The 16,005-nt window shown below is 62.0% G+C and carries 18 protein-coding genes; 5 read left to right on the top strand and 13 right to left on the bottom strand.

Annotation, left to right across the window (positions count from 1 at the left end; translation table 11 throughout):
• Positions 1-3: 3 nt before the first annotated feature.
• The 3 genes from metG to rsmI are packed head-to-tail and all read right to left on the bottom strand — an operon-like array spanning position 4 to position 4,568.
• Positions 4-1,869, bottom strand: a complete 1,866-nt coding sequence (gene metG, locus CZ338_RS01050) for a methionine--tRNA ligase (protein ID WP_204211794.1) — start codon at positions 1,867-1,869, stop codon at positions 4-6.
• Positions 1,870-1,875: 6 nt separating this feature from the next.
• Positions 1,876-3,666 carry a BCCT family transporter gene (locus CZ338_RS01045; RefSeq protein WP_087116297.1) on the bottom strand — a complete coding sequence of 597 codons (1,791 nt, stop codon included), beginning with the start codon at positions 3,664-3,666 and terminating at the stop codon, positions 1,876-1,878.
• Positions 3,667-3,725: 59 nt separating this feature from the next.
• Complete coding sequence (gene rsmI / locus CZ338_RS01040) at positions 3,726-4,568, bottom strand: 16S rRNA (cytidine(1402)-2'-O)-methyltransferase (protein ID WP_087116295.1); 843 nt, start codon at positions 4,566-4,568, stop codon at positions 3,726-3,728.
• On the opposite strand from rsmI, the gene CZ338_RS01035 reads away from it, so the two are divergent.
• Positions 4,567-6,147: a dolichyl-phosphate-mannose--protein mannosyltransferase gene (locus CZ338_RS01035; protein ID WP_087116294.1), complete on the top strand. Its 1,581-nt coding sequence runs from the start codon at positions 4,567-4,569 to the stop codon at positions 6,145-6,147. The genes rsmI and CZ338_RS01035 overlap by 2 nt on opposite strands.
• On the opposite strand, the gene CZ338_RS01030 is transcribed toward CZ338_RS01035, so the two are convergent.
• Complete coding sequence (locus CZ338_RS01030; RefSeq protein WP_087116292.1) at positions 6,148-6,756, bottom strand: zf-HC2 domain-containing protein; 609 nt, start codon at positions 6,754-6,756, stop codon at positions 6,148-6,150.
• Positions 6,749-7,156: a DoxX family protein gene (locus CZ338_RS01025; protein WP_087116291.1), complete on the bottom strand. Its 408-nt coding sequence runs from the start codon at positions 7,154-7,156 to the stop codon at positions 6,749-6,751. Before CZ338_RS01025 ends, CZ338_RS01030 begins: the two co-directional genes overlap by 8 nt.
• A 55-nt stretch (positions 7,157-7,211) precedes the next feature.
• Between CZ338_RS01025 and CZ338_RS01020 the strand changes: the two genes are divergently transcribed.
• Complete coding sequence (locus CZ338_RS01020; RefSeq protein ID WP_087116289.1) at positions 7,212-7,631, top strand: DNA-3-methyladenine glycosylase I; 420 nt, start codon at positions 7,212-7,214, stop codon at positions 7,629-7,631.
• Here the strand turns inward: CZ338_RS01020 and CZ338_RS01015 are convergent.
• From CZ338_RS01015 to CZ338_RS00995, 5 genes are all read right to left on the bottom strand, one after another.
• Positions 7,612-8,127 carry a hotdog fold domain-containing protein gene (locus tag CZ338_RS01015; RefSeq protein WP_087116287.1) on the bottom strand — a complete coding sequence of 172 codons (516 nt, stop codon included), beginning with the start codon at positions 8,125-8,127 and terminating at the stop codon, positions 7,612-7,614. The two genes, CZ338_RS01020 and CZ338_RS01015, sit on opposite strands and share 20 nt — an antisense overlap.
• 46 nt (positions 8,128-8,173) lie before the next feature.
• Entirely contained in the window at positions 8,174-9,181 is a 1,008-nt protein-coding gene (gene sepX / locus CZ338_RS01010) for a divisome protein SepX/GlpR (RefSeq protein ID WP_087116285.1), read from the bottom strand.
• Positions 9,182-9,283: 102 nt separating this feature from the next.
• Positions 9,284-9,937, bottom strand: a complete 654-nt coding sequence (locus tag CZ338_RS01005; protein WP_087116283.1) for a GNAT family N-acetyltransferase — start codon at positions 9,935-9,937, stop codon at positions 9,284-9,286.
• Positions 9,938-9,939: 2 nt separating this feature from the next.
• The gene (gene glp, locus CZ338_RS01000) at positions 9,940-11,199 is read right to left on the bottom strand and encodes a molybdotransferase-like divisome protein Glp (protein WP_087116282.1); all 1,260 of its coding nucleotides are present in this window, start codon (positions 11,197-11,199) and stop codon (positions 9,940-9,942) included.
• 9 nt (positions 11,200-11,208) lie between these two features.
• The gene (locus CZ338_RS00995) at positions 11,209-12,183 is read right to left on the bottom strand and encodes a UTP--glucose-1-phosphate uridylyltransferase (protein ID WP_087116280.1); all 975 of its coding nucleotides are present in this window, start codon (positions 12,181-12,183) and stop codon (positions 11,209-11,211) included.
• 28 nt (positions 12,184-12,211) lie between these two features.
• On the opposite strand from CZ338_RS00995, the gene CZ338_RS00990 reads away from it, so the two are divergent.
• The 3 genes from CZ338_RS00990 to mscL all read left to right on the top strand — a co-directional run bounded on the left by CZ338_RS00990 (position 12,212) and on the right by mscL (position 13,975).
• Positions 12,212-12,814 carry a 5-formyltetrahydrofolate cyclo-ligase gene (locus CZ338_RS00990; protein WP_143341224.1) on the top strand — a complete coding sequence of 201 codons (603 nt, stop codon included), beginning with the start codon at positions 12,212-12,214 and terminating at the stop codon, positions 12,812-12,814.
• A gap of 51 nt (positions 12,815-12,865) precedes the next feature.
• Complete coding sequence (locus CZ338_RS00985; protein WP_235839375.1) at positions 12,866-13,435, top strand: SAF domain-containing protein; 570 nt, start codon at positions 12,866-12,868, stop codon at positions 13,433-13,435.
• Positions 13,436-13,561: 126 nt separating this feature from the next.
• Positions 13,562-13,975 carry a large-conductance mechanosensitive channel protein MscL gene (mscL, locus tag CZ338_RS00980; RefSeq protein ID WP_087116274.1) on the top strand — a complete coding sequence of 138 codons (414 nt, stop codon included), beginning with the start codon at positions 13,562-13,564 and terminating at the stop codon, positions 13,973-13,975.
• Here the strand turns inward: mscL and CZ338_RS10770 are convergent.
• The 3 genes from CZ338_RS10770 to CZ338_RS00970 are packed head-to-tail and all read right to left on the bottom strand — an operon-like array spanning position 13,972 to position 15,983.
• The gene (locus CZ338_RS10770; RefSeq protein WP_143341223.1) at positions 13,972-14,157 is read right to left on the bottom strand and encodes a hypothetical protein; all 186 of its coding nucleotides are present in this window, start codon (positions 14,155-14,157) and stop codon (positions 13,972-13,974) included. The genes mscL and CZ338_RS10770 overlap by 4 nt on opposite strands.
• Before the next feature lie 6 nt (positions 14,158-14,163).
• Positions 14,164-14,730 (bottom strand): MogA/MoaB family molybdenum cofactor biosynthesis protein, encoded by a 567-nt coding sequence (locus CZ338_RS00975; protein WP_087116272.1) that lies wholly within the window; start codon positions 14,728-14,730, stop codon positions 14,164-14,166.
• 44 nt (positions 14,731-14,774) lie between these two features.
• Entirely contained in the window at positions 14,775-15,983 is a 1,209-nt protein-coding gene (locus CZ338_RS00970) for a S1C family serine protease (RefSeq protein ID WP_087116270.1), read from the bottom strand.
• Between the last annotated feature and the right edge of the window lie 22 nt (positions 15,984-16,005).

The following is a 16,005-nucleotide window of genomic DNA, read 5'->3' as shown; positions in this document are numbered from 1 at the left end:
AAGTTACTGCACCGGTGCCCACTCAGGGCCGGTCACACCGAGCTCAGGATCGAGCTTGGCAATCAAAGGCTGCGGCTTCTCCAGCTTCGTGCCCGGCACGACATCAACGCGCGCCCATACGGCCTGCTGGGATGCGTACTCTCCAGTGATCACCGGGTAAGTCTGCCCCTGCTCCGGAAGACCAACGCCGACCAGCTCGAGCTCAGCATCGTCCGTGACTTCCTTGACGGTCGGGGTTGCTGCCCAAACACCGTCGCGGCCGAGCGTCTCGTGAACCTTCTGCGCGGTGTGGGGCAGGAACGGCGTCAGCATGGCGTTGCAGTCAGACACGACCTGGAGCGCGGTCCAAAGCACGGTGGCAAGGCGCTCACGCTGGGATTCGTCTTTAGCCAGCTTCCACGGCTCCTGGTCTGCGATGTAGGCGTTCGCTTCGCCGACAACGTGCATCACTTTGGTGATTGCAGCCTTGAAGTGGGCAAGCCCCAGTTCGCGTCCGGCGGAGTCGAAAGTCTGGGATGCGAGGTCGAGGATGGCACGGTCGACGTCGAGAAGCTCGCCCGGCTCCGGAACTTCCCCGAAGTTCTTGTGGGCCATGGACACGGTGCGGTTGACTAGGTTGCCCCAGCCGTTGGCAAGTTCGTTGTTCACGCGACGGACGAACTCATCCCACGTGAAGTCGGTGTCGTTGTTCTCGGGGCCGGCGACAGCAATGAAGTAGCGCAGCGGATCCGGACCGAATTCGGCGAGGAAGTCCTTGACGTAAATGACCACGCCCTTGGAGGAGGAGAACTTCGAACCGGACATGGTGAGGAACTCGGACGAAACGACCTCGGTCGGGAGGTTGAGCTCGCCGAGCTCGTGAACCTCGCCGCCCTTGGAGCCCTTGCCGGCGTAACCGAGGAGCTCACCGGGCCAGATCTGAGAGTGGAAGGTGATGTTGTCCTTGCCCATGAAGTAGTAGCCGCGGGTGTCCGGGTCCTGCCAGAACTGCTTCCACGCATCCGGGTTTCCGGTGCGGGCTGCCCACTCGATGGATGCGGAGAGATAACCGATGACGGCGTCGAACCAAACGTAGAGCTTCTTGCCCGGATCGTTCTCCCAGCCCTCGACAGGAACCGGGATGCCCCAGTCGATGTCGCGGGTCATCGAACGCGGGCGCATGTCCTCGAGCAGATTCAGGGAGAACTTGAGCACGTTCGGGCGCCAATCTTCGCGGGCCTCGAGCCACTCCTTCAACGCGTCATGAAGCGCCGGGAGGTCGAGCATGAAGTGCTCGGTCTCGATGAACTCGGGGGTTTCGCCGTTGATCTTGGACACCGGGTTGATCAGGTCGACCGGGTCGAGCTGATTACCGCAGTTGTCGCACTGGTCGCCGCGGGCATCGTCGGCGCCGCATAGCGGGCAGGTGCCCTCGATGTAACGGTCCGGAAGAGTGCGGCCGGTCGACGGGGAGATCGCGCCCTGCGTGGTCTCCTTGATCATGTAGCCGTTGGCGTACAGTCCCTTGAACAGCTCCTGCACCACCGCATAGTGGTTGCGGGTGGTGGTGCGGGTGAACAAATCGTAGGACAGACCGAGACCCGCCAAGTCCTCCACGATCTGGCGGTTGTACCGGTCCGCCAATTCCTTGACAGTCACACCCTCCTTATCCGCTTGAACGAGAAGGGGGGTGCCGTGCTCGTCCGTACCCGAGACCATGAGCACGTTGTTCCCCACCATGCGCTGGTAGCGCGCGAAGACGTCGGACGGGACACCGAATCCGGCGACGTGACCGATGTGGCGCGGGCCGTTGGCGTACGGCCAGGCCACGCACACAAGGACATTTTCGGAGGTGGGGTTGTTCGGGGAGACAGTCATGTGCCCCAGCATAAGTGACTAGCGCTTCGTACCGAACATGCGCTGCCGTTTGCGGGACTTAGCGATGGCGTCGCGGTGCATGCGACGCTCAATTGCCAGCTGGTGAGCAAAACGCTGCTGTTCCTTCATGTCGAGGTAAATCGTGTCATTGCTGACATCCTTGACAATCGCGAACATCAGCAGGATCAGAATGATCAAGAACGGGGTGGCCGCTGCGATGGTGACGCTCTGGAGAGAGTTCAACGCGTCGTCGCCACCCGCAATGAGCAGTGTCAGACCGACAGCCGCAGTGGCCAGGCCCCACATACCGGTCAGCAGCGGCTTCGCATCGGTCTTGCCGTTCTGGGACAAGGATCCCATCACAGTCGACGCAGAATCCGCCGAAGTGATGAAGAAGGTGCCGAGAAGGACCAGTGCAAGAATGCCCATAAAGGTGCCCCCTGGCAGGGTGTGCAGAAGGTTGAACAGTTGTTCCTCGGACGCACCGTCACCGTAAATAGACTCGCCAATCTGCTCCAGGTGGATGGCAGTGCCACCGAAAATACAGAACCACACGGTGGACAGCCCAGCAGGCACAAGGGCGACTCCGATGCAGAATTCGCGGATGGTGCGTCCACGCGAGATGCGGGCCAGGAAGGTACCCACGAACGGGGACCAGGAAATCCACCATGCCCAGTAGAAGATGGTCCAGTCACCCAACCATTCACCGGCCGAGGAATCGGCGGAGTTCGCGGTGCGCGACGCCATAAGGAAGAACTGGTCCAAGTAGGAATTGATAGCCGTGGGCAGCATGTTCAGCTGCGTCAAGGTCGGGCCGAACACGAACACGAAGATGGCCAAGACAGTGGCGATGATCAGGTTGAAATTGGACACCCACTGGATGCCCTTGCCCACGCCGGACATCGCGGACAAGAGGAACGCGAGGGTCAACACCGCGACGATTCCGATGGTCAATTGGGTCGACGGAGAATCGACGAGGCCGGAGGCTTCAAGGCCCGTAGAGATTTGGAGCGCACCGAGTCCGAGGGAGCAGGCGGTGCCGAAAATGGTGGCGAAGATCGCCAGGCCGTCGATAAGCTTGCCCAGCCATCCTTCAGCCCGCTTCTCCCCGATCAGAGGAATGAAGGCGCTGGATAGAAGCTGCTTGCGACCGAGACGGAAGGTGGAGTACGCGATAGCGAGGCCAATGATCGCGTACACAGACCACGGGTGCAGTGTCCAGTGGAACATTGTCTGGGCCATAGCTGTGCCCACCGCGTCCGCGCTGTCCATGCCTGGAACTCCGTCGCGGTAAAAATTCAGCGGCTCGGATGCACCGAAGAACATCAGGCCGATGCCCATGCCGGCCGCGAACATCATCGCGATCCAGGACATCGTGCTGAACTCTGGCTGCTCGTCGGAGGCCCCGAGCCGGATTTTGCCGAACCGGGAGGCAGCCATCACGATAATGAACAGGACGAAGACTGTTCCGAAGAAAACATATGCCCAGCCGAGGTTGCTGATCACCCAGGTGAAGGATGCGTCAGAGAACGCGCTGAAACTCTCCTTCGCGGTAAGACCCCAGACGACTACCGCGATGACAACAGCGGCGAGAGGGGCGACTACCGCCCAGTCGACCTGCAAGCTGTCATCCTCGGAGGCACGCTCAATAGCGTCCTCCGGATCAGAAATCTTCTGTTGATTGCCGTGGTTCCGCGCGTCCAGAAGGTCCTGCAGTTCCGCCGTCGCTGGGCGGTCGTGCTCAATTGGATCCTCCGCATGCGGCTCGGCATCGGGGTCGTGGGGGTCGCGAATCTCGTTACCAGTCATTCAAGGCTCCTTTCACCTAAGACGGTAACGGAGATGTGCACTAAGTGCACGTTAGCTGGCTAGAAGCTGCGAGCGGCTATGAAGGCGTCGTAAAGCTCGCCTGACTTGATTCCCGCGCTTTTGGCGACTTCTTTGACTGCGTCTTTTGGCCGCATTCCGTCGTCGACTCTTTGCTGCACGAGTGCGAGAACGTCCTCCGGCTCAGCGGACTCGATTCCCCCGTCAATGACGACGGTGACTTCGCCGCGCACACCTTCGGCCGACCACTCCGCGAGCTCGGCGAGAGTGCCCCGCTTCACCTCTTCATACGTCTTGGTCAACTCACGGCACACGGCTGCTTGCCGCTGCCCGAGAATCTCGGCCGCTTCTGTGAGGGTAGCCTCGAGGCGGTGCGGCGATTCGAAGAAGCACACTGCGCGCTTCTCATTCTTGAGCGATTCGAGCCACGCGGCGCGCGCGCCGGGCTTACGGGGGGCGAACCCATCGAAGATGAAGCGGCCGACTCCGAGTCCGGACAAGGCCAGAGCTGTTGTCACCGCCGACGGCCCCGGCAAGCAGGTGACTGGAATGCCAGCACCGTGAGCGGCGGCGACGAGAGAATGCCCCGGGTCGGAGACCAGAGGCATCCCTGCGTCCGTCACAACGAGGACGACCGATGTGCGGGCGATGTCAATGAGTTCAGAAACCCGTTTGTCCTCATTGTGGTCGAAGTTTGAAACGACCTTGCCGGCTATGTTCGCTCCTAGCGCCGACGCGAGGTTGCGTGTGCGCCTGGTGTCCTCCGCCGCGATGACATCCGCGTGCTCGAGGGCGTGCACGAGCCGCGCTGAAGCGTCTCCAACGTTGCCCAACGGTGTCGCTGCGAGCACGATCCCGCGCTGCGGCAGGTAATGAGTTTCCATGCCACCAAGCTTGTCATACCCACCCGCTAAGATCATTGCCGTGAGTTCGACCCTTCTCCGTAAACCGGAGCCAACCGCCCCCGTGACTGTTCCATGGTCGCGCCCAGACACCATTGTCACGGTCGCCATCGGCTTTCTTGCGCTCTTCACCCGATTCGTGGGTCTGACTTCGGCAAAGTCGAACGGCACCCCGGTCTTCGACGAGAAGCACTACGTGCCGCAAGCCTGGGATATCGCGCGGTCGTGGTTCAACCCTGTGCTCGGCGGCATTGAATCGAACCCGGGCTACGGTCTCGTTGTGCACCCGCCTTTGGCTAAGCGGATCGAAGCGCTCGGCGAAATGGTCTTCGATTACACGCCCTTGGGCTGGCGCGTCATGGCGGCGCTGTTCGCCTCGGCCGTCGTCGTATTCACCATGCTGCTGGCTCGGCGTCTGTCCCAGTCGTGGATGATCGCCCTCTTCGCTGGTGTCATGGCTCTTTGCGACGGAGTCTTGCTGGTCATTGGCCGTTTCGGCATGCTCGACGTGTTCATCCTCCTCTTTGTCGTCATGGCGGCGTGGACTCTCGCCGGGGACATGCGGCAGGTGCACCAGCGTTTTCACGACGCGTACTTGCGCGGGGAGATCAACCCTCGGCTCGGATTCCGTTGGTGGCGCTTCGCCACCGGTGTGCTGCTCGGATGCGCTTTGGCCGTCAAATGGTCGGGCCTGTACTACATCGCCTTCTTCGGCCTACTGTCATCGTTCTACGACCTTTGGTTGCGGCACCGCTACGGGGTGAAGAATCCGGTGCGCGAGACGCTGCTGAGAGACGTCCCTTCGGCACTCGCCTCCATCGTTCTCATCCCGGCTGTCCTCTACATGTGGTCGTGGCGCGCATGGTTCGCATCCGAGACTGCCGTCTACCGCCATTCGCTTTCCGACGGCACGATTGCCAACTCCGACTGGCCTGCCCTAGCTAAATTGCCTGAGGCGGCCGCCGGGTGGCTCTACTACCACCTCTCGGTGCTGAAGTTTCACTCGGAGCTGACATCGTCGGCGGGGCACTCCCACCCTTGGGATTCGAAACCATGGTCGTGGCTGGTTGCCTCGCGCCCGATCCTCTACTATTCCTCCACCGGCATCGAATGCGCGGGCGGCCAAGAATGCCGCCGCATGATCTTTCTCTTTGGCACCCCCGCAATCTGGTGGCTGACCGTTCCGATCCTGCTGTGGGCCATCTGGGCGTGGATCTCCCGCAAGGACCGCCGCGTCATCATTCCGCTTATCGCTTTCGCCGCCGGTTTTCTTCCGTGGCTCGCGGCTTTTGACCGCCAGATGTATTTCTTCTACGCGGGCCCGCTCGTTCCTTTCACCATTGTGTTGCTCGCACTGGCTCTTGGTGAGCTCTCCAAACGCGGTAAGCGTGTCCCGTGGATGAGTAGGATCGCGGGCCCCATTACATCCGGTCAGCTCGGGGTGATTGTCTACTTGGCAACCGTGATAGGGATGTTCCTGTACTTCTCCCCGATCCTGTACGGCTTCGTCATTCCGGACAGCTTCTATAACCAGCTGATGTGGTTGCCGAGCTGGAAATAACTAGATCGGCCGGGCGTTGAGAACCCGCAGCGGGTTGCCGTAGTCCGTAACCCACATCGCCACGAGCACAGCGCATGTGAAAAGAAGAGTGAGCAGTTGACTCCACGGGGCTGTTCCACCGGTAATGGCCTCAAGGACTGCGAAGCCCAGACTGAAGCCGAACATTGCCCCCACAATCAGCAGCACCCCGGGGATCTGCGAAGGTTTCCAGCTGACGAAGAGCAACGCTGTCGCGATACCTACCCGCACAGAAGCAGCGCCGAGCTCCACATCTGTCATTTCCGGCGCGAGGAGACGCCCGGCCCACACGACATAAACGAGTGCCAGGAGCACTAGCGTCACGCGGCAGGCGGTCATGAGCAGGACTCGGCGGGCGGAGACCCGCTGGAACTCGGTTTCAACCCCCGCGTAGATGACATCGGAGAGATTATCCGGCGGCGACATTGGCACTGCACTCAGGGAGCGCGAAAACTGCAGGGATTGCTCCCAATAGCGTTGGCATTCCGGGCATTCGGCGAGATGCGCGTCGAGCACGTCGTCTGCGATCGCGGAGTCTTCCCCATCGATCCGGGCGGAGAGGGCGGCTTGGACGTCGTTGTGGTCAACCATCGACAAGCACCTTGTCCAAGCTCACCCGGCCTGAGCCAAACACGACGATGAGCCCCAGCAGCACGATGAGAACGAGCGGAAACTCAATTCCGCCGTCACTTGCGAAGAACCCGGCTTCTAGGTGCATGAAGTACCCAGCAGCGAGCATCATCAACGCGAGTATGCCGGCCACGATCGTGGTGAGCAGCCCGATGATGAGCATGGCCCCGCCGACGAGTTCCAACGATCCGGCGAGGTATGCGGCTAAGCGAGGTTGTGGCACGCCCGCCTGCGCGAATTGCTGCGCAGTGCGCCGCATGCCTTCCCCGATCCAGTGCTGGTAGCCGTGCGCGATGAACACGACTCCGAGCACGAGCCGCGCCATGAGCAAAGCGAAATCGCGGAGGGCGGGGCTATTCATGATCTAAACACTACAACGTGGAACCATTCGGGCTGCGACAGCAGTCAAAGTAAGTATGACAACAACGCTTATCGACGACACGCAAGCATTCGAACTGCTCACCCTCGAAGTATTTCTCCCCGGCCTGTCCTGGGACCTGATCCAGAAGAAGCGCGACGCTTTGAAAGATGCTTTCTGCGATTTCGACCCGGAGCTCGTGGCCGAATTCGACGAGGATGACATCGAATACCTGATGAAGAATCCCGCCCTGATCCGCAACCGACGCAAGATTGAAGCTGTGGTGACCAACGCGAAAGCTACCGTCGCCATGCGGGATCGCAGATCCTTGTCGCAGCTCATCAACTGGTTTCTTGAGACCGATCCTTTCAAGGACGGCCTAGCCTTGACCGCCTATTTGCGGCCTCTGGGCTTCGTCTACATTGGCCCGAAGACGATGGAGGGAATGATCGAGATGATTATTTCTTCTTCGCAGTGACCCAGACGTCAATCTCCGCGGTGATTGGCTCCACACCGGCATCATCGACGATCTCGCAGTTGATAGTGACCAACTGTCCGCCCGTCTCACGGGTGATGGTGTCGAATTCCGGGAAGTCCGCGGTCGCCGTGATAGTCAGTCCACCTGTGGACTTGGCCGGGTAGTCGGCGCGCATGCCGCGCGGAATCCACCGGTGAGTGTCGGGGACCGTGACCTCGCACAGCAGCCCCATGGCAGCCTCAGCGCCGTTCAGCCCGGCGATGACGTGGAAGGTGCCAATGTGGTTCTGCACACCCCACCACTTGCCCAGGCGCACCACGCAACGGCCGGGTTCAGCGACCTGTACGCGGGGCATGACCGTGCGGAAGTACGGCGCCTTCACCGAGTAGAAAGCGGAGAAGAGGAGGCGCTTGAACTTGGTGTCGCTGAATTTCTCCCACAGCTGCGCAGACTTGCCCGGGTTCGTGTTTACCTGAGTAGAAAAAGAAGTCGTCATACCCGGGGATGTTACCGGCTATGACGACCTCTTATTGGCCGAAAAACTATGCGATTTCTCGGACCGGCTCAGTTTCCTGGCGGTAGGTAGGAAGGTTGGCAAAGTCGGCGCTCTCATCGTCCACTTCCACGACAACGGCGCCCGGTCGACGCATGTGGGGCGGCACCGGAGCGTCCTCCGCGGAAGAGATCACGCCGAGACGAGCACGACGAAGCTGGCGCACCCGTCGCTCATGCAAAGCGCGTTCTTTCTTCACCGTGGTGCGCAGAGCCGCCAAGTACCACGCCAGCAGTCCTGCCGCTGCCGCGGGAGCGAGCCACGCCCATCCGCCGGAGACGATGCCGAAAACAAAAGCAACAGCAAAGACGAGCACCAAGCCCAGCAGTGTGCGCTGGCGGCGGCGGAATCGCTCCTCGCGCACACTCTTAGCTGCCTCAGGGTCCCATCCTCCGCGGCCGCGGCGTGCCCGCGCGAACGCGAGCTCATCTTCCGTAGGCTCCGTCGCAGGCTCCGCTTCCGGTTCCGCTTCCGGCTCCTTCTCCTCCAGCTGTGTCACTGTGGAGTAGCCGTAATCCTCCGGGGAGAGGTAAGACGCGTCGAGCTCGTACTCAGCTGCCGGCTCCGCGTCGGTTTCAGAAACAGGCTCTGCGTCGGCCTCAGAATCTTGCTCGGCTTCGACTACAGCCTCGGTTACAGCCTCGACTTCGTTCTCGGGTTCAGGTTCCACGACCTCGCCCTCAATTTCTTTCCGGGCAAAGAGCTTCTTGAGGGAGGTGGAGCCGGAAGAGTCGTCGATAAGCACTTCTTCCTCGTCCGCGACGGGGTCGAGAACCTCGTAGTCGCTCTCCTCGTCGTAGCTGTGGATGTCCGCCTTGGTCACGCGTGGGCGGCGACGTGCCTGCAAGGGGGTAGTGCCTTGATGTAGGACACGCGTCTCGTCATAGCCTTCACCAGAGCGCCGGATCGGCTTCGAGTCCCCCAACACCATCGGTGCGAGAACGATCGCCCACACCACGACGATGAGGACGATGATCAGGCTCAGGCTGCCGGACATGTGCAACGACCTTTCTGTTTTCCGGTCACGTATTCCTGCCTGAGGATATAGAGGCCGCAGGCGGCGATGAACGACCCACGCCGCAGAAAACAGGCAGTTTTTCTAGATCCAGAGTCGGCCGCGCGCAGCGAGGCGTTCGACGGCGGAGCCCGGCAAGTCGTCGATGTTCTGGGCAACAAAGTGGTGGTCGCGCCAGGCACCGTCAATATGCAAATTCTCCCGGAGGTAGCCCTCGGGGCGGAAGCCGGCATTAGCCAATACCCTGCCCGATGCCGGATTGTCCGGCAGATAGGTGGCGGTGACGCGATGCATTCCGATCCGAGCGAAGGCGTGGTCGACGCCGAGGGCGCACGCGACGGTGGCTATGCCGCGACCCGAATAACGGGAATAGACCCAATACCCGATCCAGCACTCCCCGATCGCCCCGTGTTGGATATTGCCTAACGTGACTTGGCCGATGAAGCGGCCGTCGAGCTCTATCACCAGGGGAACAATGATCCCGTCGGCCGCGAAACGCCGCAAATTGCTCCAGTTGACGCGCCAGGCGGCTGGCGAGTGAGCTTCCTCCCAGGTGCCGGGGACGGTGGGTTCCACCGGACGGAGAATGGATTCGTCGACAACGCGCATACGTGCCCAGTCTTTCCCATCTCTCGGTGAGAGAGGACGTAGGCGCAACGTGGAGCCGCCCGGAATATGCACAGTCGGGGTCGGTTCAGGCCAGCCGGGGTGGCTCGCCCGACCGAAGAAATTGAACATGCCTACGCCCGCTGTTGAAGGAAAATGACATCCACGATGTCACCGGGACGCACCTCGGACACGTCCGCGGGGATACGGATGATCGCGTTCGCTTCCGCCAGGCCCGCCAGCAAGTGGGCCGGACTGCCGGAGACTCCCCCGATTCCGTCGACGAGGTAATCGTGAGTTTCCGCGTCGCGCATGAGACGGGCACGGATGAAACCGATGCGTCCCGGAATCGACTCGATCCGGCCGAGCGAACGCGCTTTCACGGTCCGGCGGGTCGGCACACGTTTGCCCAGGGAGGTGCGGATTGCCGGACGGATAAGGGCCTCAAAAACAACGAGAGCGCTCACCGGGTTCGACGGCAAAAGAAAGACAGGAATGCGGTCCGGCCCCACGAGACCGAAGCCCTGGGCGGAACCGGGGTGCATGGCCACGCGAGTCGTGTCGATGTCGCCCAATTCCCCCAGCGCATCCTGGACGGGCTTGGCGCTGGAACCGCCCACAGCACCGGTGATGATCATGAACTCGCTCTTCTGTGCCTGAACAGCCAGTTGCTCTTTCAGGCGGCGGGGTTCCGCGTTGATGATGCCCACGCGGTTGACCTCCGCCCCGGCATCCTTAGCGGCCGACGCCACAGCGTACGAGCTGACATCGAAGACCTGGCCTAGACCCGGCTTACGGTCAATATCCACAAGCTCGAGACCGTACGACATCACTGTCACACGGGGACGCGGGTAGACCAGCACCTTGTCCCGGCCTGTGGAAGCCAGCAGGCCGATTTGAGCGGGGCCCAGCACAGCACCGGAGCGCACAGCGATGTCGCCGGGCTGGATGTCGTCGCCCTCCCGGCGGATGAAATCGCCCGAACGCACCGGACGGTGCGGAGTGACTCGTTTCCGGCCGCGGTCGGACCACTCGAGGGGAAGCACAGCGTCCGCAAGCGTGGGCAACGGGGCACCCGTAGCCACTCGGACTGCCTGGCGCGGTTGAAGACGCAACGGCTTTTGGGATCCGGCGGCCACTTCACCCACGACCGGGAGCGAGGCATCCGGAAGCGGCGCGTCCTCGCGCTGGCCAAGACTCTTACCCCCGCCGACATCGACGGCACGGACGGCGTACCCGTCCACCGCCGCTTGGGAGAAACCGGGCAGCGGAGCACTCGCCTGGACTTCTTCGGCGCACATGAGGCCGAGGGCGTCAGTGATGCCGATGCGGATCGGTTCGGGCCGCATCGTCGCATCGATGATCATGGCGAGGTGGTCGTCGACACTGCGCATGGTCCCTCCCTACCGGACTTCTGGGTGCTCCGACTCGTAATCGGCCACGATCTGCTTGATCGCTTTGTACAGCGCGGGGCCGTACTTCTCGTGGCGCAACCCGAAATCGACATTAGCCGGAATGTAGCCGCCCGGATTACCCAGGTCGTGGCGTTTTCCGTTGTGAACGACCACGTGGACCGGGTGCCCCTCGCTAATCATCAGCTCAATGGCATCGGTGAGCTGAAGCTCGCCGCCCTTGCCCGGTTCGATTCGGCGCAACGCATCGAAGATCTTCCGGTCGAGCAGATAGCGGCCGGTTGCCACGAAATTGGAAGGGGCGTCCGCAGGCTCAGGCTTTTCCACCATGCCCACAACACGCTTGACCTCGGCGGCATCCAGTCCCGAGTCTCCGTCCACCTCGCGCACATCGAAAACGCCGTAGTTGAACACTTCTTCCGGGCTCACTTCGAAAGCGCACAGCACGGACCCGCCGAGCGTGGCGCGCACCTCAGCCATTTTCTCCATGACACCGGTGGGCAGAACCAAGTCGTCGGGAAGCATAACGGCGACGGCGTCCTCGTCGTCATCCAGAAGCGACTCGGCGCACCCCACTGCGTGCCCGAGGCCAAGGGGCTCATCCTGGACAACCGCTTCCGCAGCGATGATCGATGCTGCGCGGGCAACCTTTTGTGCCTGTTCCTCTTTACCGCGGGCAACAAGCGTGGAGCGAAGCTGCTCAAAGTCGCCGAAGTGCTCCATGACCTCGCCCTTGCCCGGCGCGGTGACCACCGCGAGACGCTGAGCTCCCAGCTGAGCAGCTTCCTCAGCGATCAGCTCGATTCCCGGGGTGTCCACTACAGGCAGCAGTTCTTTCGGCACAGTCTTAGTCGCCGGGAGGAACCGGGTGCCCATCCCCGCGGCCGGCACCACCACAGTCTTCACGCTGGAGCGAGAACCGGCAGCGTGCGGGCCTGAATGCGGGCTCTGGTCAGAATTCTGCATGAATGAATAGTGTACCTACAATGATTGCGTGTTCGGTGTAGGCCACTCCGCAAACCAGCGGCCCGTTTCCAAGGCAGACGTGCGCGGCGCAACGCGTGCCCGTCGCGCGTCCATGGTGCATGAGCTTATCGACGCCGCTTTGACCTCCCACCTCCTCACCTGGCTCGAAGGGTATTCCCGCGTCGCCGCCTACGTCCCTCTCCCCGGTGAACCGGGTGGAAAGCATCTCCTCCCTGCCCTCGCTGGGACCCATGAGGTGTGGTTGCCGATTACGCCCAGGGAAGGTGACCTGCGATGGGGACAATTCACCGGAGAACTCCGCCGGGGGGCGCACTTCGGGATTTGGGAGCCGGAGGGGCCAGGTGAGACGTCGATAAGCGGGCTCGAGTGCGATGCCGTGATTGTTCCTGCGCTCGGCGTCGATCGCGCAGGGGTCCGTCTTGGGCAAGGTGCCGGCTATTACGACCGCGCGCTGAAATCGGTCGCGTGCCCAGTGGTGGCACTCGTGTACGACGACGAGGTTCACGACGAGCTACCGTGCGAGCCGCACGATCATCCGGTCGATGGGGTGGTGACGCAGTCCGGATTCATGCGGCTGGGGAACCGAAGGGGTGGTCCGGCAGTCCAATAGGGCATGGACATCTTTGATTTACTCCGCACCCCTGGTTACAGGCGGGCAGTGATGCTGCGTCGGGGCGCCGCCGTCGCCCTCGTTCTTTGCGCGGGGGTGAGCGCTCTGGTCAGCCGCGCTGGTTCTGATCCCCAGGTTCTCGTGTTCGCGCGCGACGTGGGGCCGGGCGATGTGATCGCGGCGGGCGATGTTGATCTGCGCCCGCTACCCGGAGATGTCGCGCCCGCGGCTGCTCTATCTTCCGTCGATGACGCGGAAGGTCAGATCGTTGCTTCGCACGCGTCCGCGGGGGAAGTCGTGACCCCCACCCGTCTCATCGGGCCCGACCTCACCCGAGCGCTCGTCGGAAACGACGCGGCAGACTACACCCTGGTTCCGGTGAAGCTCGCCGACCCCGACATCATTCCGATGCTCCACCACGGGGACCAGGTGTCAGTCGTCACAGCCGGCGACGGCGCCCCGCGCACGGTGGCAGAGGCTGGCACAGTGGTCGTGGCGGGCACCCCGGACGACGACAGCAGCTCCAGCGTCCTCCTGCTGCTGCGCCACGCTGACGCGGCTGAGGTTGCTGCCGCGTCACTATCCTCGCCACTCGCAGTGGTCATAGCTATTGCTTCTTAGTACATCAGGCGAACTCCCGCTGACATTTCTGCGAACTTAGACGCACGAGGATGGCTTTAGCGAGGTCACTGTAGTAATTTCTGTCGGGCAATAAAATTCATCAACCCCCATTAGGAGGGACTCATCATGCTCCAGGGCTTCAAAGACTTCATCATGCGCGGCAACGTCATCGACCTCGCAGTCGGTGTCGTGATCGGTGCCGCTTTCACCGCTATCGTCACCGCGTTCACCGACAACATCATCAACCCGCTGATCAACTCCGTGGGCGGCGCCGACTTCTCCGGCCTCGGCTTCAAAATCATTCCGGGCAACGACGCCACCTTCATGGACTTCGGTGCACTGCTCACCGCAATCATCAACTTCCTGCTGATCGCAGCTGTCGTTTACTTCCTCATCGTCGCCCCGATGAACAAGCTGGACGAGCAGCAGAAGCGCCGCAAGGGCATCGACCCGGACACAAAGGACCCGACCGAGCAGGAACTGCTCACCGAGATCCGCGACCTCCTCGCAAGCGGCAAGAACCCGCAGATCAAGGGCTAATCGCCGTAGTGTGGCGGCCTCTCCGCCGCATAATCCAACGGCGCGTCGTCCGTCAGCGCATCGTCGAATTCGACGAACCTCTCGCCGTCACCAGCGGACCGTTCCTCATTGGGGCGGTCCGCTTTCCTGTCGTAATCGACGTCGGAAATGCGTTTCACCCGACGCCGCTGCCGCGGTGCCATCTGCAACTACTGGACGCTGTACTTACGCAGTTCGCTGATCAGGTGGGCGACAAGCGGAGCGATGGTGGACATGCCGTCCCTGATAGCTGCGCGGGACGGAGCCAAGTTCACAACCACGGTCGAGCCCGAGACACCACAAATACCGCGGGATGTGCATGCATCTACCGCGCCGCACGCCTGACCGGAAGAGCGCACTGCTTGACCCACTCCCGGCACGAGCTGGTCGATCACCGCACGCGTGGCTTCCGGAGCCTTGTCGCGCGGACCCACGCCGGTGCCGCCGATGGTGACCACGAGGTCCACTCCACCCACGACTGCAGTCTCAATGACTTTGCGGATCTCGGACTTCTTCGACTTCACGCTCACCACGCCGTCGACTTTGTAGCCCATCTCCTGCAAGAGCTCGAACACGAGCTGGTCGGAGCCCTCGGCGATGGCCCCGCCCCGCTTGTGGTCGCTGATCAGCACCGCGAGCGCGCACGGCTGCGACGGCAACTCCACTTCCGCCTCCGAAGCAATCAGGAAAGCCTCGTCGGGCTCGTGAAGGTCTAGCGCATCGAGAGTGTTAGACATGGTCGGGCTCCTCGTGGACGTGGCGTTTTTGCTACTTAGTGAATCTACTCGGAACTTAGAGTCACCTCTACCGTTCTGGTTTCTTCGGATCCCTGAGTCTGAACCTGCAGCTTAACGGTCTCGCCGAAATCGAAGGACCGGGTCGCGGCGACAAGCGCATCAGACGATTCAATCGGCCGGTCATTGATGCGTTCGACAAGATCACCTGCCCGCAAGCCGCCGCGGTCAGCGGGACTGCCCGGCTGCACTCTGCTCACCAGCGCGCCGCCGGATGCCTGCCTGATATCCACCTCAATGCCCATCATCGGCTGCCGGGCCTTGCCCTCGGTAATGAGCTGTTCGGCGACCCGCCGCGCGAAATTGGAGGGAATAGCGAAACCGAGGCCGATCGAGCCCGCTTCACCCGACGCACCCTGGGACAGAGACGCAATGACCGAGTTCATACCGATCAGGTGACCGTTCATATCCACCAACGGGCCACCTGAGTTACCGGGGTTGATCGCGGCGTCGGTCTGAATGCCGTCGATCAGGGAACTTTCTCCCCCACCCTGTGCCGCTCTAACGGGCCGGTTCATCGCCGACACAATGCCTGTGGTCACGGTCGCCGACAACCCGAGCGGCGACCCCACCGCGACCACTGACTGGCCGACAGCGAGGCTGTCAGAATCGCCGAACTGAATCGTCGGCAGATCCTTCACACCCTCGATCTGGATCACAGCGATATCGGTGTTCACATCGGAGGCGATGAAGGTGGCGGGGTGCTTCGAGCCGTCGTTAAGTGTCACCCTCATCTGCGCGCCTGCGCTTTCGGCGTCCGCGACTACGTGGTGGTTGGTAAGCACCTTACCGTCCGAACTGATGATGGAGCCGGATCCCTCGGCCCCGCTCGTGCGAGTGGCGACCTCAATGGACACAACTGCGGGCAGGACAGATTCCGCGACCTTTTCCACGGAGCCCTCAGCAGCAGGTGTTTTATCCGGCTTCACCGGAGCCTCGAGCGCGTTGTCGTTGTCGCTGGCCCCAATTCCGGAGGTTTGCGCTGTTTCTTTTGCGGCCCCAGCGATCGAACCCGCCACGTAACCGCCGGCCACGCCGGAAACAAGGCCGGTGACGAGAGAGATGGCCACGGCTGCGACCGCACCGACTCCGCGCTTCTTCGCGGGCACCACCTGCACGGGTGGCTGCTCAGTGTACGGCGGCGGGGTGACCGGCCCGCCGAAAGTCGGGTTCGTGGGATATTCCGGAGTTGTCATGGTCGGTCATTGTCCCTTTCGA

The organism is Corynebacterium urinipleomorphum (genome assembly GCF_900155535.1).
GTDB lineage: Bacteria > Actinomycetota > Actinomycetes > Mycobacteriales > Mycobacteriaceae > Corynebacterium > Corynebacterium urinipleomorphum.
Note: the sequence above shows the minus strand (reverse complement) of the source record. Positions and strands in the feature narration are given on the sequence as shown.

Bases quoted from the DNA above. Each gene is read 5' to 3' on its own strand.
- metG (WP_204211794.1), bottom strand. From the start codon at position 1,869: ATGCTGGGGCACATGACTGTCTCCCCGAACAACCCCACCTCCGAAAAT.
- CZ338_RS01045 (WP_087116297.1), bottom strand. From the start codon at position 3,666: ATGACTGGTAACGAGATTCGCGACCCCCACGACCCCGATGCCGAGCCG.
- CZ338_RS01035 (WP_087116294.1), top strand. From the start codon at position 4,567: ATGCCACCAAGCTTGTCATACCCACCCGCTAAGATCATTGCCGTGAGT.
- rsmI (WP_087116295.1), bottom strand. From the start codon at position 4,568: ATGGAAACTCATTACCTGCCGCAGCGCGGGATCGTGCTCGCAGCGACA.
- CZ338_RS01030 (WP_087116292.1), bottom strand. From the start codon at position 6,756: ATGGTTGACCACAACGACGTCCAAGCCGCCCTCTCCGCCCGGATCGAT.
- CZ338_RS01025 (WP_087116291.1), bottom strand. From the start codon at position 7,156: ATGAATAGCCCCGCCCTCCGCGATTTCGCTTTGCTCATGGCGCGGCTC.
- CZ338_RS01020 (WP_087116289.1), top strand. From the start codon at position 7,212: ATGACAACAACGCTTATCGACGACACGCAAGCATTCGAACTGCTCACC.
- CZ338_RS01015 (WP_087116287.1), bottom strand. From the start codon at position 8,127: ATGACGACTTCTTTTTCTACTCAGGTAAACACGAACCCGGGCAAGTCT.
- sepX (WP_087116285.1), bottom strand. From the start codon at position 9,181: ATGTCCGGCAGCCTGAGCCTGATCATCGTCCTCATCGTCGTGGTGTGG.
- CZ338_RS01005 (WP_087116283.1), bottom strand. From the start codon at position 9,937: ATGTTCAATTTCTTCGGTCGGGCGAGCCACCCCGGCTGGCCTGAACCG.
- glp (WP_087116282.1), bottom strand. From the start codon at position 11,199: ATGCGCAGTGTCGACGACCACCTCGCCATGATCATCGATGCGACGATG.
- CZ338_RS00995 (WP_087116280.1), bottom strand. From the start codon at position 12,183: ATGCAGAATTCTGACCAGAGCCCGCATTCAGGCCCGCACGCTGCCGGT.
- CZ338_RS00985 (WP_235839375.1), top strand. From the start codon at position 12,866: ATGCTGCGTCGGGGCGCCGCCGTCGCCCTCGTTCTTTGCGCGGGGGTG.
- mscL (WP_087116274.1), top strand. From the start codon at position 13,562: ATGCTCCAGGGCTTCAAAGACTTCATCATGCGCGGCAACGTCATCGAC.
- CZ338_RS10770 (WP_143341223.1), bottom strand. From the start codon at position 14,157: ATGGCACCGCGGCAGCGGCGTCGGGTGAAACGCATTTCCGACGTCGAT.
- CZ338_RS00975 (WP_087116272.1), bottom strand. From the start codon at position 14,730: ATGTCTAACACTCTCGATGCGCTAGACCTTCACGAGCCCGACGAGGCT.
- CZ338_RS00970 (WP_087116270.1), bottom strand. From the start codon at position 15,983: ATGACAACTCCGGAATATCCCACGAACCCGACTTTCGGCGGGCCGGTC.